Here is a 22970-nt window from a genome sequence, read left to right on the forward strand (position 1 = left end):
AAAAGTACTATTTTTTTGTAATAAATCAAGAAAAATTACCAATCCATGTCGTACATTAACAGTGCAGTAACCAATTTTGGCTCTATGTAAGTACATTTTGGAGGCATTTGTAAATTCTGATTTGCTAGTTTGGTAATATCATTAAAACTTACTGGGAACAATCCAAAGCCAACGGAATAGTCGCCAGAATCTACTTGTTCTTTAAGTTTGATAATTCCTTCAATATTAGAATTTCCTTTTATAAAATTCATTTTGCTGTTTTCTTCTTCCTCATAATCATTAATTCCGAGAATAGGTTTGAAGATATATTTGTCTAATAAATGATGGTCTACATTGTCTAACCCTTGGTCTAAATCTCTGAGATTATGTTTTACGTGCAGTGAATAAAATTTACCACCCAAATACATAGAAATGTGGAATTTCTGAGAAGGATAGTAAGCGTTTTCACCTTTTTCGTGGATAAGGAAGTTCTCTGATAGTTTTTGTAAAAATTCTTCTTCAGAATTTCCGTTTAAATCTTTTACAACTCTGTTATAGTCATTAATTTTAATCGATTGACTAGAAACAATAAAGCTGAAAACAAAATTATAAGGTTCATTGCCATTATGTCTTTTGTTTTTTTCTTTGTGTTTTTGAGCGTATAAAGCTGCAGAAGCTATTCTGTGGTGACCATCAGCTACATAAAAAGAATCAATTTGGTCTATTACTTCTTTAAATTGCTGAAGTTTTAGACGATTGTCTATTCTCCACACTTTGTGTCTTACTCCAGTTTCGTCTGTATGATTAATGATGGGAACATTTTTTTCTTCGTGATTCATCAGTAATTCTATTTTAGAATTAGCTTGATAGGTAAGAAGAACTGGTTCTGCTTGAAGTGAAACTTTCTCTAAGAAATGAGCTAGTTTTTCTTTTTTATAAGTAAGGGTAGACTCATGTTTTTTGATTTTTCCGTTCCAGAAATCTTCCACACTTGTCAATCCTAATAATCCTCTAAAAACAGATTTATTGGGTAAAATTTGCTCATACAAATAATAAGAAGAGCTGTCTTGAAGAAGTTTATTGTCGCCCAACATTTCTTCGTAATTGCTTCTTACTTTTCGTAGATTTCTATCAACATCTTTCGATTTGCTACATACATATGGTTTAATCATCTGTATGTAAGAAGAGTCTTCCGTCGCTTTTTTATTGATTTCTTCCTGCGTAAAATTATCCAAAGGATGAGTTGGGAATTTATCAATATAATCAGGGTGCGGTCTAACTCCTCTAAATGGTTTAAAAACTGGCATGTTCTACGTTTAATTAATTTGAGGTTTTATATAGTTTAATTTTTTAAATTTTGCGAATATAATAAATTTTTAAATTATATAAGTTTTTGTAAGTCAATAATTTGTTGTGCTAATTCTGTTCCTATTCTTTCTTGGGCTTCTAAAGTGCTTCCACCAACATGCGGAGAAAGCGAAAGCGAAGGATTCATCAGAATCTGAATTTCTGGTTTTGGTTCGGTTTCGAAAACATCTAGAGCAGCTCCCGCTACTTTTTTATTTTCTATATAATCTATCAGTGTTACTTCATTAATTACACCGCCTTTTGCAGTATTTACAATGAAAACGCCATCTTTCATCATTTCAAATTCTGGCGTGTCAATAATATATTCAGAAGTTTCTAAAGTATTAATGCTGATGAAATCTGCTTCTTTTAGAAACGCTTCCATATCATTGGTAGAAGTGAATTCAAAATCAATAGTTCTTCCGTCAAAAAATTCTAAAGAAATGGTATCTGTTTTAGGTTTTCTGGTGTAGAAAATAATTTTCATTCCAAGACCAATTCCTATTTTGGCAACTTCTTTTCCGATGTTATCAAAACCGATGATTCCAAGGGGTTTTCCTGAAAGTTCTGTTGCTTTTTCGTAAGATTTTTTGAGAAAAGCAAATTTAGTATCACCTTCTAAAGGCATATTTCTATTAGAATCATGCAAAAATCTAATCAAAGTCAGAAAATGCGCAAAAACCAATTCGGCTATGGATTTAGCAAAAGCGTTTGGAGTATTAATGACATGAACTCCTTTAGATTTGGCGAATTCTACATCGATATTATCCATTGATTCGCCACCTTTTCCTATGATTTTTAAACTTGGACAAGCATCTATAAGTTCTTTGGTTACTTGTGTTGCGTTTTTTACCAATAAAACTTCTACTTGATTTTCATTGATAAAAGGAATGAGGTGTTCCTGAGAAACTCTGTTGTCAAGAAGATTTAATCCAACTTCTTTCAAAACTTTTTCTCCAGAATTTGAAATACCGTCGTTTGCTAAAATTTTCATATTTTTTTTAGATTTTAAATAGATTTCATAACATCTACCAAAACCTGTACGCTTTCTATTGGTAATGCATTGTAAAGACTTGCTCTGTAACCACCTAAACTTCTGTGTCCATTTAATCCATTGATTCCAGCAGCTTTCCAAGCGTTGTCAAAAGCTTCTTTTTTAGATTCGTCTGTAATTTTGAATGAAACATTCATTAAACTTCTATCTTCTGGAACGCAGAAACATTCAAATAATGGATTTCTGTCTATTTCATCATAAAGAAGTTTTGCTTTAGCAATATTTCTTTCTTCTGCAGCAGCTATTCCGCCATTATTTTCTAACCATTGTAGGGTAAGTAGTGAAGCATATACTGCAAAAACTGGTGGCGTATTAAACATAGATTCTTTCGCTACATGTTGAGCGTAATCTAAGTAAGATGGAATAATTCTGCCTGATTTTCCTAGAATTTCTTTTTTTACCACCACTAGAGTCGTTCCAGCTGGTCCCATATTTTTTTGAGCACCTGCATAGATTAAGTCAAATTTAGAATAATCAATCACTCTAGAGAAAATATCAGAGCTCATGTCAGAAACCATTAACGTATTTACTTTTGGAAAATCTTTGATTTGAGTTCCATAGATGGTATTGTTAGAAGTGCAGTGGAAATAATCATATTCTGCACCTACTTCTTCAATTTTTGGAATGAAAGAGTAATTTTCTTCCTTAGAAGAACCGATTACATCTACTGTTCCTAATTTTTTGGCTTCTTTAATTGCATTAGCAGCCCAGTTTCCAGAATCTAAATAAGCAGCTTTACCGTTTTCTTTCATCAAGTTAAAAGGAACCATCGCAAATTGTAAACTTGCGCCTCCACCTAAAAATAATACATCATAGTCATCATTAAGATTCATTAATCTTTTTACGATGGCTCTGGCTTCGTCCATTACTGCGATGAAATCTTTACTGCGGTGAGAAATTTCTAAGATAGAAAGTCCCATTCCGTTAAAGTCTAAAATCGCTTCTGCTGATTTTTGGAAAACTTCTTGAGGGAGAATGCATGGTCCTGCACTGAAATTATGTTTTTTCATATTTTTATTGAGAATGATACTAATTTTATTGAAACAAAAAATCCCGCTCATGCAGAATGAAGCGGGATTTTTTTAATTTTTATTCGCCGTGTAAAAATGCTTTTTTACCTAAAAGTTCTGCGTCCGTTTCTACATGGTTGTCATCTGGAACACAACAATCTACCGGACAAACCGCTGCGCATTGTGGCTCTTCGTGGAAACCTTTACACTCGGTACACTTATCTGGAACAATGTAGTAAACATCATCACTTACAGGTCTTTGAGGCGCATTAGCATCTATTGTTAAACCTGATTTTAAAGTTACGGTTCCTTTTAAACTGGTTCCGTCTGAAGCTTTCCAGTCTACAGCTCCTTCATAAATCGCGTTATTAGGGCATTCTGGTTCGCAAGCTCCACAATTAATACATTCGTCTGTTATTATAATAGCCATTGCTAGGTATTTTTTTTAAATTTGCACAAAATTAGTAAATTTCAGTTGATTTGGAAAAGTTTTGCATGGTAAAACTTATCTTTTTTGAGGTAATTTTTAATAATAAGTGCAAAAATAATAGGATTAAATAAATAAAATGAAACAAGATCTCAAAATACAGGGTTTAAGTAAATTAGGACATTATCTTCAACAATTTTTACAAAAATCAGAAATTGATTATACTCATGATGAGCAAGAATTAGCCGCATTGATGAGACGAAGCGAGGTAGAAAACCCTTGGTTTACTCAAGAAAACATAAGGTTTTGTTTTAAAAATTGGGCAGATATTTTAACCCAAGAAAATATTAAAAATTGGCTTTCAGAATATCAGGTTTCTCAACTGTCTAAAAAAGTAGGATTGATTTTGGCGGGAAATATTCCATTGGTGGGATTTCATGACGTGATGTGTGTGATTATGAGTAATCATATTCCGCTGATTAAACTTTCTTCTAAAGATAGACTTCTTTTGCCTTTCTTTTTGAAAAAATGGGGCGAATTTTCTGAGTGGAATTTAGAATTTCAAATCGTAGAAAGATTGACGGAATATGATGCGGTAATTGCTACAGGAAGTAATAATACAGCAAGATATTTAGAATATTATTTTAAAGATGCTTTGTCTATTATTAGAAAAAACAGAACTTCTGTGGCAGTAATTAAAGGAGATGAAACTGATGAAGAATTGCAATTATTGGCAGAAGATATTTTCAGGTATTTTGGTTTAGGTTGTAGAAATGTAACGAGACTTCTTATCCCGAAAGATTATGAATTAAGCAGACTTTTCGAAAACTTTTTAGGTTTCAAAGACGTAATTAATCATCATAAATATGCTAATAACTATGATTATAACAAAGCGGTTTATCTCTTGAATCAAGAAAATTTTTGGGATAATAATTTTGTAATGCTCAAAGAAGATAGCGCACTATTTTCACCACTTTCTGTGCTTAATTTCAGCAGATACGAAAGTGTAGAAGAAGTTCACGCTTTTCTCGTAGAAAATGAATCAAATATTCAATGTGTGGTAGCAAAACCAGAATTGAGAATAGAAAATTCTGTAAACTTTGGGGAAGCGCAAAATCCTAGTCTCAATACTTATGCAGATAATATTGATACGATGGCTTTTTTAAGTGTGGTATAAATATTTTTTCTATTTTTAACAATTAAAATTTTTAAAAACAAATATCTATGGAAATTCAAACTACATTAGTTTCTCAAGCTACTGATATTGAGAAAGGAGAATTCTACAAAAAAACGTATTTACATGTTGCTTTTGCACTTTTAGCATTTGCGTTGGTAGAATACATTTTATTATTCAACATTCCGGAAGAGTATATCATTGCGATGGTTTCTCAAAAATTTGCTTGGTTATTCATTTTGGGGTTATTTTGGCTAGGTTCTACATTAGCGAATAAATGGACACTTTCTCAAAGTAAAAATGTGCAGTATTTAGGCTTAGCTTTTTATGTTTTACTAGAAGCGATTATCTTTTTGCCAATGATTTATTTGGCTGTAGTGTACACAGAAAGTTTAGAGGTTTTAAAACAAGCTGCGCTCCTTACTTTAGCTTTATTTGGAGGCTTAACAGCTGTTGCTTTTTTAAGCAATAAGGATTTTTCTTTCCTGAAAAATGTTATTGTAATAGGAGGTTTTGTTTCTCTAGGATTAATCGTAATTGCAATCCTTTTTGGATTTAATTTAGGATTATGGTTTTCACTAGGAATGGTTTTATTGGCTTCGGCAAGTATTTTATATGAAACACAGAAATTAAAAGATGTTTATTCTCCTAATCAATATGTAGGAGCATCACTACAATTATTTGCTTCAATCATGCTTCTTTTCTGGTATATTTTAAGAATTCTATCAAGTAGAAAATAAACCAGTTTAAAATAAAATTAAAAAAAATCCAGATTATTTAAAATCTGGATTTTTTTTCGTTTAATTCTGTTTTGAAAATCATCACGCTTTCCCCGAATTTTCGAGCGATTATTTCAGAAAGATTATAGAGTTCAGTTTCTGTGAATTCTTGTCTTTTTTCATCGCTTTCGAAGATGAGAAGGAGGTTAGTGTTCTTGCCTTCGGTTAGCATTTCGGTATTTACTTCAGAAAGAATGTAGTTTTCTACGTCTATAAAGTTTTCAACTAAAGTTATCAATTCATTCTCTAAATACTGTTCCCAAGTCTGCAATTGGCTTTCTACGGTGTGGAATGTTATGCTTAAAATGCTCATTTTTCTTATTTTTGGAAATTATTTTGCAAAAATACTCAAAAATGACAAAAGGAATTCTCACCGTTCTACTTTTATTGATTTCTAATATTTTCATGACGTTTGCGTGGTATGGTCATCTCAAATTCCAAGAATGGGGTTGGATGAAAAAATCTGTGCTTTGGTCAGTTATTCTCATCAGTTGGGGATTTGCCTTGTTTGAGTACATCTTTCAAGTTCCTGCAAATAGAATTGGTTTTAGAGAAAATGGTGGTCCTTTTACCTTGTTTCAGTTGAAAATTATACAAGAAGTAGTTACATTGGTTGTTTTTACGGTATTTGCAGTGTTTTTCTTTAAAAATGAATCGTTTAAATGGAATCATTTAGCGGCTTTTGTCTGTTTGGTTTTGGCGGTTTATTTTGTTTTCAAAAAATGATAAATATTAGCTTATTTGTGGATAACAAATTGTGAATTTCCGTCAATTTTTTCGGCATTTTTTCGTATATTCGTGCGTTATTTAAAATTGAAAAATTTAGAAATCAGTTTATTTTGTTATAAGTCTGATTTTCAAATAATTAAAAAATAAAGTATGCATAAAGAAGGAGAAAGACTAATTCCTATCAACATCGTTGATGAAATGAAATCCTCTTACATTGATTACTCAATGTCGGTAATTGTTTCCAGAGCGTTACCAGATGTAAGAGACGGCTTAAAACCTGTTCACAGAAGAGTTTTATACGGGATGTATGGTTTGGGCGTTTTTTCGAACAGAAAATATTTAAAATCTGCAAGAATTGTAGGGGATGTTTTAGGTAAATATCACCCTCATGGAGATTCTTCAGTTTATGATGCGATGGTGAGAATGGCGCAACCATGGAGTTTGCGTTATCCGCAAGTAGATGGTCAAGGTAACTTCGGTTCTATGGACGGAGATCCACCCGCTGCAATGCGTTACACAGAAGCGAGATTAAAGAAAATTTCAGATGAAATTCTTTCTGATTTAGATAAAGAAACGGTAGATTTTCAGAATAACTTTGATGATTCATTAACTGAGCCAAAAGTTCTTCCTACCAAAATACCTAATCTTTTAGTAAACGGAACTTCGGGGATTGCTGTCGGTATGGCTACCAATATGGCGCCTCACAACTTATCTGAAGCTGTAGATGCTATCTGTGCTTATATTGACAATAGAGAAATCACCATAGATGAATTGATGAAGCATATTATTGCTCCAGATTTCCCAACAGGTGGTATTATTTATGGTTATGAAGGGGTAAGAGATGCTTTCCATACAGGAAGAGGAAGAATTGTTCTTCGTGCTAAAGTAAGTTTTGAGGAAATAGGCAATAGAAATGCCATCATCGTTACCGAAATTCCTTACCAAGTGAATAAAGCTGAGATGATTGCCAGAACTGCAGAATTGGTAAAAGATGAAAAAATTCCTGGAATTTATGAAATCAGAGATGAGTCAGACAGAAACGGTCTTAGAGTAGTTTATGAATTAAAGAATGACGCGATTCCAAATGTTGTTCTTAACTTATTGTATAAATATACTGCTTTACAGACTTCTTTCTCTGTAAATAATATCGCTCTAGTTCATGGTAGACCAGAACAATTAAATCTTAAAGATATTATTCATCATTTCGTAGACCACCGTCACGAAGTGATTGTGAGAAGAACAGAATATGAGCTGAAAAAAGCGAAAGAAAGAGCGCATATTTTAGAAGGTTTTATGAAAGTAATTGGTTCGCAAGAATCTCTTGATAAAGCCATTGCCATTATTCGTCATTCTGCAAATCCACAAGAAGCGAAAGAAGGATTAATTGCAGAATTTGAACTTTCAGAAATTCAAGCTCAAGCGATTCTAGATTTACGTCTTGCTCGTTTAACAGGAATGGAGCTTGACAAAATTAGAGCTGAATATGAAGAAATTATGGCTTTAATTAAAGATTTAGAAGATATTCTTTCTAACGAACCAAGAAGATACCAAATCATCAAAAATGAATTGCTAGAAATTAAAGAAAAATACGGTGACGAAAGACGTTCAGAAATAGATTACTCAGGTGGAGAAATGTCTATCGAAGACTTAATTCCAGACGAAAAAGTAGTTCTTACAATTTCTCACGCTGGTTACATTAAGAGAACACCACTTTCTGAATACAAAGTTCAAAGTAGAGGTGGAGTTGGTAACAAAGCTGCTACCACTAGAGATGCAGATTTCTTAGAATACATTGTTTCGGCAACGAATCACCAATACATGATGTTCTTCACCGAAAAAGGAAAATGTTTCTGGTTAAGAGTTTTCGAAATTCCTGAAGGTTCTAAAACAGCGAAAGGAAGAGCAGTTCAGAATTTAATTAACATAGAACCCGATGATAAAATCAGAGCATACATCAGAACCAATGATCTAAAAGATGTAGATTATGTAAATTCTATGTATGTAGTAATGGTAACTAAAAATGGTATTATCAAGAAAACTTCTCTTGAGCAATATTCTAGGCCTAGAGTAAATGGTATTAACGCTATTGAAATTAGAGAAGATGACCAATTATTAGAAGCTAAATTAACTACAGGAACTTCTGAAATCATGATTGCGACTAAAGGTGGTAAATGTATTAGATTCCCAGAAGAAAAAGTAAGAGCAGTTGGTAGAAGTTCTATTGGAGTTCGTGGTGTAGATTTATCTGACGGAGATGAGGTAATTGGCATGATTGTGGTAAATGATATTCAAAATGAAACGGTATTGGTCGTTTCGGAGAAAGGATATGGTAAACGTACCGCAGTAGAAGATTATAGAATTACCAATAGAGGTGGAAAAGGAGTAATCACCCTTAATATTACTGAAAAAACAGGAAATCTTATTGCGATTCAGTCGGTTACAGATGAAGATGGTTTGATGATTATCAACAAATCTGGTGTAGCTATTAGAATGGGAATGGATGACTTAAGAGTAATGGGTAGAAATACTCAAGGAGTAAGAATGATTAACTTGAAAAATAATGATGAGATTGCTGCTGTTGCAAAAGTGATGATGGACAAAGAAGTAGAAGAAGAAACTGAAGAGACAGTAGAAAATAATGACGAAGAAACTCAAAATCAAGCTCCTCTAGAATCTCAAGAAGATACATTAAATAAGAACGAAGAAGAATAGTATTATATTGAGGACAAGCCATAAACTTGTCCTTTTTTAAAAATTTAATTTTTACATTATGAAAAAAATAATTTTAAGTGCAGCAGTTATTGCCTTTGGTTTTTCATTTGGACAAAAAAAAGAAATTTCAGCTGCTTTCAAAGCAATCGAAGCAGATGATACTGCTACAGCAAATACACAAATTGGTGCTGCAGATGCAATTTTAGGTGGGAAAACTTACCTTTTAGAGCCTGCTATTTTAGAACAATATTATTATGCTAAAGGTCTTGGACTTTTAAATACTGGTAAAGTTTCAGAAGGAGCTGCAGTTTTAGCGAATATTTCGACTCTAGGAAAATCTAAAATTTATGTAGGTAAGAACGCAGAAAAACAAAAAGTGTATTACGTTGGTAAACAAGCTGCAGATGCATCTGGAGTGGCTAATCTTAAAGAAGAAACTTATGCACCTACACTTGTAGGAAATCTTGGAGCAAAAATCAATCCGCTTTTGACTAAAGCTAATGAAGAAGCTATGGCTGCTTATAATTCTAAAAACCATGAATTAGCAGGAAAAAAATTCTTAGAAGTAAATAATCTTTTAGCCGCAGCAGGTAGCGAAGATAAACTATATAAATATTATGCAGGTGTATCTTATGCTCAAGGTCAAAAAAATGTAGAAGCTGCAAAAGTATATAATGAATTAATTAATGAAGGTTATACAGGTGTAAAAACAGAATATAAAGCGAAAAATAAGAAAACAGGAGCTGTAGAAAATCTTGATAAAAATTCTTTTGAGCTTTATAAAAAAATGGGTGCAACGGCTGATTATACTGATTTCAAAACAGAAACTACTCCAAGTGTAGAACAAGAGTTATATGAAACAGCTGTAGCTTTGGAAATTGAAAATCAAAATTATGATTCAGCATTAGCATTAATTGAAAAAGGTTTGGTGAAATTTCCTAAAAGTGCCAAATTAACTGAACAACAAGGAACTGTTTACTATAAATCTGGAAAAATGGATCAATTTATTGCAAATTTAAAAGATCAGGTAGCAAAAAATCCTAATGATAAAATTTCATGGTATAATTTAGGCGTTTTAGCAAGTAAAGATCCTAGCAAATTAACTGAAGCTGAAGGTTATTTTAAAAAATCCCTAGAGATTGATCCCAATTATATGGAAGCTTTACAAGGAATGGTTTATAATATATATATAAATGGAGATGATAAAGCGATTGCCGCAATTGATGAAGCTAGAAAAGCTAAAAAAATGGATTTATTCAATAAATTATTAGCTGAAAGAAGGGCTAAACTTACAAAAGCAATTCCTTATGCTGAAAAAATTTATTCAATAGACCCTAAAAATGTAGAAAATGTATCTTTACTAAAAGGTTTATATCAAACTTCACATAACGATGCAAAATTCCAAGAGATGAAAGCGGTAGAAGCTGCTCTAAAAGCTGGAAAATAATTATAGTTCAAAATACATAAAAATAAATCCCGAAGAAATTCGGGATTTATTTTTTTACCAATAGTTTCTCGCAAACCATTTTACTTAGAATTTCTGTTCTATCTGAAAAATCTATCTGCATAGAACCATCAAATTTTTCTATGTTTTTAATTAAAATTTCTGCACCTAAAGCTAAATTTCTCTGGTTGAGGTAATTCAGGAAATCATCTGTAGAAATAGTCACAGAAGTAAGAATTACTGTTTCATTTATTTTACACTCACTTAGTTTTTTAAGATTTTGAGTGATAATGATACCGTCTTTGTCTGGAATAGGTTCACCATGAGGATCTACTTTTGGAAAATTGAGGATTTCATCCATCTTGTCAAAAAAATCTTCAGAGTGTACATGTTCTAATTGTTCTGCAATTTCGTGTACATTTTCCCAACCGAATCCCATTTTTTCAACCAAAAACATTTCTGTTAATCGGTGTTTTCTTACCACTATAGCCGCTTCTTTTCTGCCCAATTCTGTAACTTTTATTGGTTTATAAGTCTCGTAGATTACCCAATTTTTGTCTGCAAACTTTTTCATCATGCTGTTTACAGAAGGCATTTTGATTTGTAAAAATTTGCTTAATTCATTTACAGTAACCTGATTTTCAGAATCTAATAGATGGAAAATGGCTTTTAAATAGTTTTCTTCGGTAAGGGAATTCATGTTGTTAGATGTAATATTTTTCAAATCTAACATTTTATTTTTACATAAAAAAACCTCCAATTGCTTGGAGGTAAAAACTAATAACCATGAAAACTCAAATTAAACATGAGAATCGTTATTAATATTGCAAATAACGTGCCAAAAGAAAATGGCTCTCTTTGAAATAAGTTTCCTTTGCAAAAGTACAAAAAAATCTTACATTTGCAAAAAATATTTTAAAAAAAATTATGTCAGGTAACATTACATTTACAATGATTAAGCCAGATGCGGTTGCAGATGGGCACATTGGAGCAATTTTAGGGAAAATTGCAGAAGCTGGATTTACATTCAAAGCATTAAAATTAACTCAACTTACAGTTGCAGATGCTAAAAAATTCTATGAAGTACACGCAGAAAGACCTTTCTACGGAGAATTAGTAGAATTTATGTCTTCTGCACCAATCGTAGCTGCGGTTTTAGAAAAAGAAAATGCAGTAGAAGATTTCAGAAAACTAATCGGTGCTACTAATCCTGCTGAAGCGGCAGAAGGAACTATTAGAAAGATGTTTGCAAGAAGCGTAGGCGAAAATGCAGTTCACGGTTCAGATTCTGATGAAAATGCTCTAATTGAAGCGCAATTCCATTTTTCTGGAAGAGAAATTTTCTAATCAAATAGTTTTACTCAAAATTTATAAAAAAAGTTCGAGAATTTCTCGAACTTTTTATTTTTTATCTTTTACATATTCATCTATGTCTGGTGAAGCATCTACTTTTGAAATAAAATTTGTTGCTCCATATTTCTTAGAAACTTTATTGGCCCAATAAATTCCTAAAATAATTCCTGCTATGACAAAAAATCCAAAAAGGAAATTACTGTTCAAGTAATATTGACACGCAAAGCCAATTCCAATTCCTAAAATAGTTGGTGATGCAAATATTTTCAACCAAGAAATAGCATCAATAATGGTTTCGAAAAAAGATTTTTCATTTTTCATGATAATGGTGATTAGTTTTTTTTGAAATTAAACTTTTAACAGTTCAATTGTTCTTTCTGGATTTTCACTGGCAAAAACAGCATTTCCTGCCACCAAAACATCTGCACCTGCTTCGAAGAGTTTTGGAGCATTTTCGGTATTTACGCCGCCGTCTATTTCGATGAGCGCTGTAGAATTATTCTCCAGAATCAATTCTTTGGTTTCTCTGATTTTTTTGTAAGTGTTTTCTATGAATTTTTGTCCACCAAAACCAGGGTTTACGCTCATTAATAAAACCAAATCTACTTCGGTAATAATATCTTCTAAAACCCAAACTGGAGTAGAAGGATTAAGCACTACACCAGCTTTTGCACCTTTGTCTTGAATCAAATTAATGGTTCTGTGAAGATGTGTACACGCTTCATAATGTACAGAAACCAAATCTGCGCCGTAATTGATGAATTCTTCTACATATTTTTCAGGCTCTACAATCATAAGATGTACATCTACAAATTTTTTGGCGTGTTCCTGAATTGCTTTCATCACAGGGAAGCCAAAAGAAATATTCGGTACGAATCTTCCATCCATTACATCTATGTGAAACCAATCGGCTTGACTGCCGTTAATCATTTCTATATCACGCTGTAAATTCCCAAAATCTGCAGATAAAACTGAAGGTGCAATAAGTTTTGTTTTCATTTTATTTTTTACTTTCTATAATTGTTGTTTTTGCAAATAAATCTCCTAATCTTTGACCTTTTTCAGAATTTTTTACACTGATGTAAGCAGGTAAACCAAAGAACGAAAAGTCTATTATATCTATTAAATGTCTTTTGAAAGAATTTTTTAAACCAATTTCTTTATTGTCTATTTGAACAACTTTTAAATTTAATAAGTAATGCCCTAAAGTAGCTTTAAATAAAGATTCTACAATGATGAAATAGAGTAACCAAAATAAAAAAACAGGTAATGCCTTTAATCCATTTACTGAATAAGTTCCTTCATGATCTTTATTTCCAAAGTAAATCACATAAAAAATACTAACAGTGAAATATATTAGATAATCTAATAAACAAGCGAAGATTCTTTTTCTTAAAATTATTGATTTCATTTAACCTATCGAAAAGCTATTATTGTGACTGATATAATAATAAATTAAAAAACTAGAAATAGCTAAAAATTCTAAAATACTTATTAATTTATTGTTAGTTAATTCAAGTAAAACTCTATCAATCAAAACAATAAAGAAAAAGATTAATAAAAATATAATTTCTAACATATAGACTAGACTTGAACTTTCATCTAAAGTCATCATTTGATATATAATTAGAGGAATCATTATAACATATAATAATATTCCTAAAATTGAAACAAAAGTTGGTCTTTTGTATAAGTCAGAAATGAATGTTTTCATATAAAAAAAGCAAAGTCCGAAAACTTTGCTCTAATTTAAGAATTTTTTATTTACCAAGGTAAGACTTCAAGATTTTGCTTCTAGAGTTGTGTTTCAATCTCTTAATCGCTTTTTCTTTAATCTGTCTTACTCTTTCTCTCGTTAAGTCGAAAGTTTCACCTATTTCTTCTAGAGTCATAGGATGTTTTCCGTTTAGACCGAAATATAATCTTACCAAATCTGCTTCTCTTGGTGTAAGCGTTTGTAAAGCTCTTTCAATCTCTATTTGTAGAGATTCTAGCATTAAGTCTTTATCAGGACTTGGAGATTCACCAGAACGTAAAACGTCATATAAGTTAGAATCTTCTCCTTCTACTAATGGTGCGTCCATAGATAAGTGACGACCAGAGTTTTTCATAGATTCTTTAATATCTTCTTCGCTCATGTCTAGAACTTCTGCCAATTCTTCTGGTGAAGGTGGTCTTTCGTTTTCTTGTTCTAAGTGTGCGTAAGCTTTGTTGATTTTATTGATTGAACCAATTTTGTTCAAAGGTAATCTTACAATTCTAGATTGCTCTGCAAGAGCTTGTAAGATAGATTGTCTAATCCACCAAACTGCATAAGAAATAAATTTGAAACCTCTGGTTTCGTCATATCTTTTAGCAGCTTTCATTAGACCAAGGTTTCCTTCATTAATAAGGTCAGGAAGAGATAATCCTTGGTTTTGATATTGTTTTGATACAGACACCACGAAACGCAAGTTGGCTTTAATCAACTTTTCTAGAGCAGCTCTGTCTCCGCTACGGATTCTTTGAGCGAGTTCTACTTCTTCGTCTGCTGTGATGAGTTCTACTTTACCAATTTCTTGCAAATATTTGTCAAGGGAAGCGGTTTCTCTATTGGTAACCTGTTTTGTAATTTTTAACTGTCTCATATCTTATTATACGTTCATTATAACGAAAAGGTTACACACTTTATTGAAAATAATGAAAAAATAGTTAAATTTTATAGAAAAAGCCAATAATTCTGGCGCCATTTCCAGCTTTCGCCAGTCGCTATCTCAAAAGCCAATCCTAATTTCCATATTTTTTGAGATGAGCTTCAACAATGGCTCAATCTGGGGCGCAGTTTCCGTATTTTATTAAACTTTTTCAAATAAGTTTTTCGATTTTTATGACCTAGGAAACGGAGGCGTTTGAAAATTTTGAAAAATTTTTGTAAAGAAATTTCCACTGTTTGAGTAAGTAAGGAAAAAGCTAGGGACGAGTTTTGGAAATTTTAGAAAATTATTTAAAATTTTAGCCGAGTTTCCAGTCTTGAATTTTTGGTTTTTTTGTTTCAAGACAAAAGAACATGTTAATTTTAAAATTAATATTGTAAGTATTAACAATCTTGCACTTTTTCCTTAATTTAGTCCTATGAAATATTCTTTTAAAAACGACTATTCAGAAGGTTGTCATCCCAGTATTTTAGAAGCGTTAATGCGTACTAATTTTTCTCAACAAAATGGTTACGGTTTAGATGATTATTGTGCAGAAGCAGAAAAACTAATTCTCCAAAAAGCAAATGCACCAAAATCCAAAGTTCATTTTGTAAGTGGAGGAACTCAAGCGAATTTATTGGTGATTTCGGCAATTCTAAGACCTCACGAAAGTGTGGTTTCTGCAACTACCGGTCATATTTTCACCAATGAAGCTGGTGCGATAGAAGCAACAGGTCATAAAGTTCATGGGGTAGAAACTCCCGATGGAAAACTGAAACCAGAAGATATTCAGAAAGTGTTAGATGTTCATACCAATGTTCCTCATCAATTAAAACAAAAGTTGGTTTATATTTCTAATTCTACAGAAATTGGAACGATTTACACCAAAAAAGAACTGGAAGATTTATCAAATTTTTGCAAAGAAAAAAATCTATATTTATTTATGGATGGTGCCAGATTAGGACACGCTTTAACGGCAGAAAGCAATGATGTAACGTTAGAAGATGTAGCGAAGTTTACAGATGTTTTTTATCTTGGCGGAACCAAAAACGGAGCTTTATTAGGCGAAGCAATCATTATAAACAGACAAAATCTGCAAGAAGAATTCGGGTTTCACATTAAGCAAAAAGGGGCAATGCTCGCGAAAGGAAGATTACTCGGAATTCAGTTTCAAGAGTTGATGAAAGACGATTTATATTGGGATTTAGCGAAACATGCCAATCAACAAGCCATGAAAATCAAGCAAACTTTCAAAGAAATAGGTTGTGAATTTTTGGCGGAAACAGACACCAATCAGATTTTTCCGATTTTAGAAAATTCACAAATTGAAAAACTTTCAGAGCAGTTTGATTTTTATGTTTGGAAGAAAATAGACGCACAAAAATCAGCCATTAGAATTATTACTTCTTGGGCTACAGAAACCGAAGTTGTAGAACGTTTCTGTCAAGAAATTTTGAAATTAAAATAAATAAAACCCACTCTAAATAATGAAAAAACTTATACTTTCAGTTTTATTAATTCCTGCTGTTTTTTCAGCGCAACAAGCCGTTTCCAGAGATGCAGAAATTGCGAATTATGTGTCGCAAGTAAGCGCAGATTCTCTAAAATCTCATATCAATAAATTAGTAAGTTTTGGTACTCGTCATACCATGAGTTCTACGACTGATGCCAAAAAAGTAATTGGTGCTGCTAGAAATTGGGTGCTTTCTAAATTTAGAAATTATTCTAAAAATGCTGATGGAAGAATGGAAGTTTTTCTACAAAATCAAACCATTCAACCAGACGGAAAACGAATCAATCAGCCAACAGATTTAGGAAACGCTATTGCTATTTTGCGTGGAACTGATCCTAATGATAAAAGAATTTTTATGATTGGCGGACATCTTGATTCCAGAGTTTCTGATGTGATGAATAACAAAGATTTCGCACCAGGAGCCAATGACGACGGAAGCGGAGTAGGTGCTGTAATAGAATCTGCTAGAATTTTTAGCCAATCTAAATTTCCTGCAACCATAATTTTTGTAGCATTTTCTGGCGAAGAACAAGGTTTGTTAGGTGCTAAAATGCTTGCAGAAAAGGCAAAAACTGAAAATTGGCAATTAGAAGCTTTGTTGAATAATGATATGATTGGGAATAATTTAACTAGCGAAACCAATTTAATTAATGCCAATCAGTTAAGAGTTTTTTCTGAAGGTTTGCCGCAATTTGATTTGGATAAAAAAGCTCAAAATATTAGAAATTTAGGTCTAGAAAATGATGGTGAAGCCAGACAGTTGGCAAGATATATTAAGGAAATTGGAGAGCGTTATGTGGACAATTTAGAAGTTAAATTAATCTATAGAAACGACAGATTTCTTCGTGGCGGCGATCATACTTCATTTGTGAATCAAGGTTTTTCAGCGGTAAGATTAACTGAATTTAATGAAAATTATGACCATCAACATCAAGATATCAGAAAAGAAAACGGCAAACAATTTGGAGATTTACCAGAATTCATGGATTTTGAATATTTCAAGAAAAATGTTGGGGTAAATGTTTCTGTTTTGGCAAATTTGGCAAAATCTCCTTCAAAACCAGAAAATGTAAAAATGGAGGTAAAAGAATTGACCAATTTCACGACCATTCATTGGGAAAAACCAAAAAATGGAGAAGTTTCAGGTTACTACGTTCTCATGCGTGAAACCGATTCTTCTACTTGGCAAAAGAAATTTTTCACCAAAGAAAATTCTATGAAACTGCCTTATTCTAAAGACAATTATTTCTTTGCAGTTCAAGCGGTAAATAGTTCAGGAAACGAAAGTCTCATCGTAATTCCAAGTGTAAAATAATAGAAAAGTCCCGAAATTTTCGGGACTTTTTTTGTTTTAAAATTATAATTGCTTTTTGAAACCCACTTCTTTTCTCCATTTTTTAAATTCTCCTGGAGACATTCTTCCTTGCGGAACTTCGGTTACTCTTTTGCTTTTAGATTTAGGTCTTTCTTTCACTTCCAGCGATTTCTTTTCCGTAACTCCATTGATGGAAATTTCTACCGTGTATTTTCCTGGAGTGATATAAACATTGCCATCATCTGCTTTTTTAGACTTTTCAGTGGCATTTACTGTTAAATCATAATTGATGATGTTAAATCCTTTGTCAGCAAGATGATTGATGGTTTTTATCGTTTCATTTTGAGCATTGATGATTTTAATGACAGCATTTCCAGCATTTTTAGTGTAAAATTCTATTGGGAAATTCTGCTTTTCAATTTCAGTGAAATTACTGTAAGATTTGCCCCAATTTTCTTTGAAATTAATGCTTTCAACATCAAAAACGATTAAATTTTTAGCTAAATTTTCTGGCGTTAATTTTTGTAATTTCTTCACATCGGCAATGTAGATACTTCTTCCGTGAGTTGCTACAATCAATTCATTATCTCTGTGATGAACTTTTAAATCATGAACAGCAACGTTTGGAAGTGTAGCATTATTGGCAGACATAAACGTTTTTCCTCGGTCTAGAGAAATGTACAATCCGTTATCAGTTCCTACATACAGAAGATTTTCGTTGGTATGATCTTCTCTGATGACATTAATAGGTTCGGCAGGTAAATCTTCGCCAATTTTCTTCCAAGTTTTCCCGAAATCATCAGAAGTGTAAAGCAATGCACGGAAATCATCTTCTCTGTAAGCATTTAAACTCAAATAAACTCTAGATTCTGAGAAAGAAGAAGGTTGTACCATAGAAACCCAAAATCCTGGGAAATCGCCAATTTTTTGCCAAGAATTTCCGCCGTCTTTGGTTACATTTACCAATCCATCATCACTTCCTGCATAAATTAAACCGAATTTTTTCGGACTTTCTTCCACTGTTGAAAGGGTAGAATAAGGCACATTTTCTTGTTTGGTATTTCTAGTTAAATCTCCAGAAATTTTTTGCCAAGTTTCACCTTTGTCCATACTTCTGTAAACGCTTTGCGAAGCAAAATAAACGATGTCTTGATTGTGTCGAGAAATCTGGAAAGGAGCTTCCCAATTGAAACGAAGTGGATTTTCGCCAATTTCTCTAGGAACTTCTAGATATTTTCTTTCGTTGGTTTTTCTGTTAATTCTAAAATAATTCCCAAACTGAAAACCTGTGTATAAAGTTGCATTATCTCTGAAATCTACTCGCACTTGCATTCCGTCTCCTCCTAATAGAAATTTGAAATTATCGCTATTGTCAAATTTTCCTTTTTTATAATCAAATTTGTTGTTTGAAGGTCCAAACCAAACGCCGTTATCTTGCATTCCTCCATATACATTGTAAGGTTTTTCTAAATCATAATCTATCGAATAAAACTGTGAAACCGGCAATGAATTGCAATGAATGTAAGAATTTCCATTGTCGTAAGAAATATTGATTCCGCCGTCATTTCCATTGATGAAATTATTGTCATTTTTCGGGTTAAACCAAATAGAATGATGGTCTGCATGAACATTTGGAGAATCTATCGATTTGAATGATTTTCCGCCATTTTCTGAAACCAAAATCGGAACGCCTGCAATGATTACCTTATCTGGATTGGTAGGCGAAACCCAAATTTGCCCGAAATAATAACCGTAAGTATAATATAAACCATCTAGATTTTTTTCGTTGGTTTTTTTCCAAGATTTTCCGGCATCATCAGAACGGTAAACTTCTGCACCTTCAATTTCGATGTTGAATAAATCATCATTTCCATTGTGGGTATAATTGAAAATATCTTTTACCGTGATTTTATTTTCTCTGAGTGATTTCTTAAGGTTTTCTGAAGTGTATCTTTCAGGGAAACGTTCTCCATCAAGGTATTCATTGACGGTTTTATCATCTAAAGCCAAGAATTCTTCTTTGGTGATTTTCTGCATTTTGGCTTTGTCCAAAGATTTTTCAGATTTCTCTTCTTTTGTAGTTGAAGCAGGTCTTGTTTTTTGATTGTCAACAATCGCATAAATGATATTTGGATTTTTTGGAAAAATGGAAAGTCCGATTCTTCCTACGTTTTCATCTGCTGGAAATCCTGAATTTTTGGTTGAAATTTTTTGCCAAGATTCACCACCATCATTCGATTTGAAAATTCCAGATGAAGCGCCACTTTCTACAAATTTCCAAGCTTTACGTTCTTTGTACCAAAGTGTAGCGTAAACTTCTTTTGGATTTTGTGAATTAATCGCTAAATCAATTGCTCCAGAATTTTGGTCAGCCGAAAGTGTTTTTTTCCAAGTTTTACCACCATCATTGGTTTTAAAAACGCCTCTTTCTGCATTTGGTGAATATAAATGTCCAACAGCCGCAACCCAAATTTCATTATTGTTTTCGGGATTTACTACAATTCTTCCAATGTGATGGGTGTCTTTTAAGCCTAGGTTTTGCCAAGTTTTTCCTTGATCTGTACTTTTATAAATTCCCATTCCTGAATAAGAAGAACGAGAAGAATTGCTTTCGCCGGTTCCTATGAATAGGGTTTTGGTTTTCCAATCTACATAAATGTCACCAATCGTCATTACGGCTTCTCTGTCGAAAATAGGAGTGAAAGTGGTTCCATTATTATTGGTGTACCACAATCCACCAGAAGCATAAGCCACGTAAAATTCTGTTGGATTCTCTGGATTCGCATCTATATCTGTAACTCTACCACTCATGGTAGTAGGACCTACATTTCTGAATTCTAAATTTTTGAGAATAGAATTTTCTTCTAATTTTTTTCTTTGTTCGTAACCTTTCCAGCGTTCTTCTGCCGAAGTAGGATTGAGTTTAAGGTTTTGCGTATGATGAATTGAAAATGCTAAAATAGCCGTAGAAAGTAGAATTTTGCGGTAATTCATTGTAAAGAAGTTTTTTCCAAATATAACTAAATTTTCTTTTGGATGCGCGTTGCGCTAACGATGGAAGCGGCATCCTTTTTTAAATTTTTAGCCTCGGAAAATATCTTTGGAGAAAATTTAAAAAAGATATAGCGGACAGCGTGTTAAAGCGCCATAAAAAAATCCATTCAACAAAGAGCTGAATGGATTGTATATTTTGAACACCCCGTCAAAATTTTTAATTAAAAATTTTGCCACCCCTCTAAAAGAGGGGAATTGAGGAATTTTATTCTCCGTTGTATTTATCTACTACTTTTTGAGAAACTCCAGTGTTGCTGAAACCACCATCATTAAATAGATTTTGCATGGTTACCTTTCTGGTAAGATCTGAGAACATGGCTACACAATAATTAGCACAATCTAGTGCAGTAGCGTTTCCTAGAGGAGACATATCTTCTGCAAACCCCATAAAACCTCCAAAACCTTTTACACCAGAACCTGCTGTAGTTACGGTAGGAGATTGAGAAATGGTATTTACTCTTACTTTTTTCTCTCCCCAATAATAACCGAAAGATCTTGCGATAGATTCTAGGTAAGATTTGTTATCTCCCATATCGTTGTAATCTGGGAAAGTTCTTTGAGCAGCGATATAAGTTAGCGCTAGGATAGAACCCCATTCATTCATACAATCTTTTTCCCAAGCGGTTTTCATTACTTTGTGGAAAGAAACTGCAGAAACATCCCAACCTTTTTCTAACCAATCATAGTTGATATCTGTATAATGTTTGCCTTTTCTTACGTTTACAGACATTCCGATAGAGTGAAGGATGAAATCTATTTTACCAAATTTAGCGATAGCTGCATCAAAAAGTTTTCCTAAATCTTCCATAGAAGTAGCATCTGCGCCAATTACTTCTGAATTAGTTTTTTGTGCTAAAGCATCTATTTCGCCCATTCTCATTGCTATAGGAGCGTTTGAAAGGATAAATTCTGCACCTTCTTCATGACAACGTTCTGCTACCTTCCAAGCGATAGATTGATCATTAAGCGCGCCGAAAATAATTCCTTTTTTACCTTTAAGTAATCCGTACATAATAATTTATTTTAGGCAAATTTATAAAAATATTACTTATAGCATAAAAGAATCCCGAAAAATTCGGGATTCTAAATCAAAATGATGAATAAAAATTAATGGGTTCTGTCTCTGTATTCGTCTTTTACATCGTCTATCATGTCTTCGGTTTTATCCTTAACGTTTTCAGCGACATCTTTGGTTTTCTCCCAAATGTCATTGGCAACATCTTTGGTTTTTTCCCAAGCATTTTCTGCAGTATCTTTTACAACATCTGCAAAATTTTCTGCTCTTTCTGACATGTTTTCTGCTGTATTTTCTACAGAGTTTACTGTTCTGTCTCTAGCTTCGTCTAATCTATCAGAAGCATTGTCTAATGGTTTGTTCGTGTCCATAATAATATATTTTGATTGGTTAGTAAAGCAAATGTAGAAGTATTAAACACGGCAGTTCTTACAGAATTATGAAGAATTGTTACATCGTTAAAAATAAAGAACCTCTGAATTTCTTCGAGGTTCTTTGCAACAAAAATTTGATTTTTTATGAATAACTATTATTAGGAAGGTTGTATCTTTACCTAGATTTTGTGAATTTTTACATAACAAATTTACTCACTTATTTCACAAGATTTTGTTAACCAATTGATAAAGTTTTATTAAATTTTTTAACGTAAAATTTTAATTATCAATACTATCTATAATATGGAAGTAGTAAGATGTGCATGGTGCGAAAAAGACGATTTATACCGAAATTACCATGATCAAGAATGGGGAAAACCTATTTATGATGATGAAACAATTTTTGAATTTTTGATTTTAGAGAGTTTTCAGGCGGGGTTAAGTTGGTACACCATTTTAGCTAAAAGAGAGAACTTCAGAGCCGCTTTTGATCAATTTGATTATCAAAAAATTGCACAATATTCTGAGGATAAAGTAGAAGAACTCATCCAAAATACTGGAATTATAAGAAATAGGCTGAAAATTCTCGCCACGATTAATAATGCTCAAAAATTTATGGAAGTTCAAAAAGAATTTGGTTCTTTCAGTAAATATATTTGGGGTTTTGTGAATCATGAACCGATTATCAATCGTCCTAAAACCTTGAAAGAAGTTCCCGCAACTACCGAAATTTCTGATGCTCTTGCTAAAGATTTTAAGAAACGGGGTTTTAAATTTATGGGTTCTACAGTAGTTTATGCACATATGCAAGCCACAGGAATGGTGAATGATCACGTAGAAGACTGTTGGATTAAAACCCAATAAAATTTCTCAAAAAATAAAAACCAGCTAATTTTTAGCTGGTTTTTTATTTATAAAGTTTGTCTAGTCCTGAAATAGCGATACACAAAAAAAACATCGTTATGAAAGAACATCAAGAACCGCTTTATATTAAGCGAACACAGAAAGATTACAGC

22 protein-coding genes are annotated in these 22970 nt (G+C 32.6%); 9 read left to right on the plus strand and 13 right to left on the minus strand.

Features of this window, described 5'->3' with window-relative positions; genetic code table 11:
* Nucleotides 1-35: 35 nt before the first annotated feature.
* The 4 genes from C3729_RS02865 to C3729_RS02880 all read right to left on the minus strand — a co-directional run bounded on the left by C3729_RS02865 (nt 36) and on the right by C3729_RS02880 (nt 3820).
* A complete protein-coding gene (locus C3729_RS02865) occupies nt 36-1286 on the minus strand; it encodes a DUF1015 domain-containing protein (protein ID WP_104792745.1) in 1251 nt (416 codons plus the stop codon).
* A gap of 74 nt (nt 1287-1360) precedes the next feature.
* A complete protein-coding gene (locus C3729_RS02870; RefSeq protein WP_104792746.1) occupies nt 1361-2320 on the minus strand; it encodes an NAD(P)-dependent oxidoreductase in 960 nt (319 codons plus the stop codon).
* Between the two features lie 14 nt (nt 2321-2334).
* Complete coding sequence (serC, locus tag C3729_RS02875) at nt 2335-3390, minus strand: 3-phosphoserine/phosphohydroxythreonine transaminase (RefSeq protein WP_104792747.1); 1056 nt, start codon at nt 3388-3390, stop codon at nt 2335-2337.
* Nucleotides 3391-3469: 79 nt separating this feature from the next.
* Entirely contained in the window at nt 3470-3820 is a 351-nt protein-coding gene (locus tag C3729_RS02880) for a 4Fe-4S dicluster domain-containing protein (RefSeq protein ID WP_104792748.1), read from the minus strand.
* A 136-nt stretch (nt 3821-3956) separates the two neighbouring features.
* Between C3729_RS02880 and C3729_RS02885 the strand changes: the two genes are divergently transcribed.
* Both C3729_RS02885 and C3729_RS02890 read left to right on the plus strand, forming a co-directional pair.
* Nucleotides 3957-4994, plus strand: coding sequence for an acyl-CoA reductase (locus C3729_RS02885; protein WP_104792749.1), 1038 nt, complete (start codon nt 3957-3959; stop codon nt 4992-4994).
* 47 nt (nt 4995-5041) lie between these two features.
* Complete coding sequence (locus tag C3729_RS02890) at nt 5042-5731, plus strand: Bax inhibitor-1 family protein (protein WP_104792750.1); 690 nt, start codon at nt 5042-5044, stop codon at nt 5729-5731.
* 37 nt (nt 5732-5768) lie between these two features.
* Here the strand turns inward: C3729_RS02890 and C3729_RS02895 are convergent, their stop codons facing one another.
* Nucleotides 5769-6083 (minus strand): DUF4286 family protein, encoded by a 315-nt coding sequence (locus C3729_RS02895; RefSeq protein ID WP_104792751.1) that lies wholly within the window; start codon nt 6081-6083, stop codon nt 5769-5771.
* Between the two features lie 41 nt (nt 6084-6124).
* Between C3729_RS02895 and C3729_RS02900 the strand changes: the two genes are divergently transcribed.
* The 3 genes from C3729_RS02900 (at nt 6125) to C3729_RS02910 (ending at nt 10658) form a co-directional block, all read left to right on the plus strand.
* Nucleotides 6125-6496, plus strand: coding sequence for a DMT family protein (locus C3729_RS02900; protein ID WP_104792752.1), 372 nt, complete (start codon nt 6125-6127; stop codon nt 6494-6496).
* Nucleotides 6497-6649: 153 nt separating this feature from the next.
* Entirely contained in the window at nt 6650-9211 is a 2562-nt protein-coding gene (gene gyrA, locus C3729_RS02905) for a DNA gyrase subunit A (protein WP_104792753.1), read from the plus strand.
* A gap of 58 nt (nt 9212-9269) precedes the next feature.
* The gene (locus C3729_RS02910) at nt 9270-10658 is read left to right on the plus strand and encodes a tetratricopeptide repeat protein (RefSeq protein WP_104792754.1); all 1389 of its coding nucleotides are present in this window, start codon (nt 9270-9272) and stop codon (nt 10656-10658) included.
* Nucleotides 10659-10704: 46 nt separating this feature from the next.
* Here the strand turns inward: C3729_RS02910 and C3729_RS02915 are convergent, their stop codons facing one another.
* Nucleotides 10705-11355 carry a metal-dependent transcriptional regulator gene (locus tag C3729_RS02915; protein WP_104792805.1) on the minus strand — a complete coding sequence of 217 codons (651 nt, stop codon included), beginning with the start codon at nt 11353-11355 and terminating at the stop codon, nt 10705-10707.
* A gap of 227 nt (nt 11356-11582) precedes the next feature.
* On the opposite strand from C3729_RS02915, the gene C3729_RS02920 reads away from it, so the two are divergent.
* Nucleotides 11583-12002 (plus strand): nucleoside-diphosphate kinase, encoded by a 420-nt coding sequence (locus C3729_RS02920; protein ID WP_104792755.1) that lies wholly within the window; start codon nt 11583-11585, stop codon nt 12000-12002.
* A 54-nt stretch (nt 12003-12056) separates the two neighbouring features.
* Here C3729_RS02920 and C3729_RS02925 read toward each other — a convergent pair whose 3' ends face one another.
* The 4 genes from C3729_RS02925 to C3729_RS02945 all read right to left on the minus strand — a co-directional run bounded on the left by C3729_RS02925 (nt 12057) and on the right by C3729_RS02945 (nt 14635).
* Nucleotides 12057-12329, minus strand: a complete 273-nt coding sequence (locus C3729_RS02925; RefSeq protein WP_104792756.1) for a hypothetical protein — start codon at nt 12327-12329, stop codon at nt 12057-12059.
* A gap of 27 nt (nt 12330-12356) precedes the next feature.
* Nucleotides 12357-13007, minus strand: a complete 651-nt coding sequence (gene rpe, locus C3729_RS02930; RefSeq protein ID WP_104792757.1) for a ribulose-phosphate 3-epimerase — start codon at nt 13005-13007, stop codon at nt 12357-12359.
* Between the two features lies 1 nt (nt 13008).
* Nucleotides 13009-13419 (minus strand): RDD family protein, encoded by a 411-nt coding sequence (locus C3729_RS02935; RefSeq protein ID WP_104792758.1) that lies wholly within the window; start codon nt 13417-13419, stop codon nt 13009-13011.
* A 349-nt stretch (nt 13420-13768) separates the two neighbouring features.
* Nucleotides 13769-14635 (minus strand): RNA polymerase sigma factor RpoD/SigA, encoded by an 867-nt coding sequence (locus C3729_RS02945; protein ID WP_104792760.1) that lies wholly within the window; start codon nt 14633-14635, stop codon nt 13769-13771.
* A 484-nt stretch (nt 14636-15119) separates the two neighbouring features.
* Here C3729_RS02945 and C3729_RS02950 point away from each other — a divergent pair, with 484 nt between their 5' ends.
* Together C3729_RS02950 and C3729_RS02955 are read left to right on the plus strand one after the other, a co-directional pair.
* Nucleotides 15120-16151, plus strand: coding sequence for a threonine aldolase family protein (locus tag C3729_RS02950; RefSeq protein WP_104792761.1), 1032 nt, complete (start codon nt 15120-15122; stop codon nt 16149-16151).
* Between the two features lie 19 nt (nt 16152-16170).
* Complete coding sequence (locus tag C3729_RS02955; protein WP_104792762.1) at nt 16171-17511, plus strand: M28 family metallopeptidase; 1341 nt, start codon at nt 16171-16173, stop codon at nt 17509-17511.
* 42 nt (nt 17512-17553) lie between these two features.
* Here the strand turns inward: C3729_RS02955 and C3729_RS02960 are convergent, their stop codons facing one another.
* From C3729_RS02960 to C3729_RS02970, 3 genes are all read right to left on the minus strand, one after another.
* Nucleotides 17554-20505 carry a VPS10 domain-containing protein gene (locus C3729_RS02960; RefSeq protein WP_104792763.1) on the minus strand — a complete coding sequence of 984 codons (2952 nt, stop codon included), beginning with the start codon at nt 20503-20505 and terminating at the stop codon, nt 17554-17556.
* 265 nt (nt 20506-20770) lie between these two features.
* Nucleotides 20771-21580 carry an enoyl-ACP reductase gene (locus tag C3729_RS02965; protein WP_104792764.1) on the minus strand — a complete coding sequence of 270 codons (810 nt, stop codon included), beginning with the start codon at nt 21578-21580 and terminating at the stop codon, nt 20771-20773.
* Between the two features lie 92 nt (nt 21581-21672).
* Nucleotides 21673-21951, minus strand: coding sequence for a YtxH domain-containing protein (locus C3729_RS02970; protein ID WP_104792765.1), 279 nt, complete (start codon nt 21949-21951; stop codon nt 21673-21675).
* Between the two features lie 306 nt (nt 21952-22257).
* Between C3729_RS02970 and C3729_RS02975 the strand changes: the two genes are divergently transcribed.
* Nucleotides 22258-22818, plus strand: a complete 561-nt coding sequence (locus C3729_RS02975; RefSeq protein ID WP_104792766.1) for a DNA-3-methyladenine glycosylase I — start codon at nt 22258-22260, stop codon at nt 22816-22818.
* The last annotated feature ends 152 nt before the right edge of the window (nt 22819-22970 follow it).

It is taken from the genome of Cloacibacterium normanense (assembly GCF_002943105.1).
In the GTDB taxonomy this organism is placed as follows: Bacteria; Bacteroidota; Bacteroidia; order Flavobacteriales; family Weeksellaceae; genus Cloacibacterium.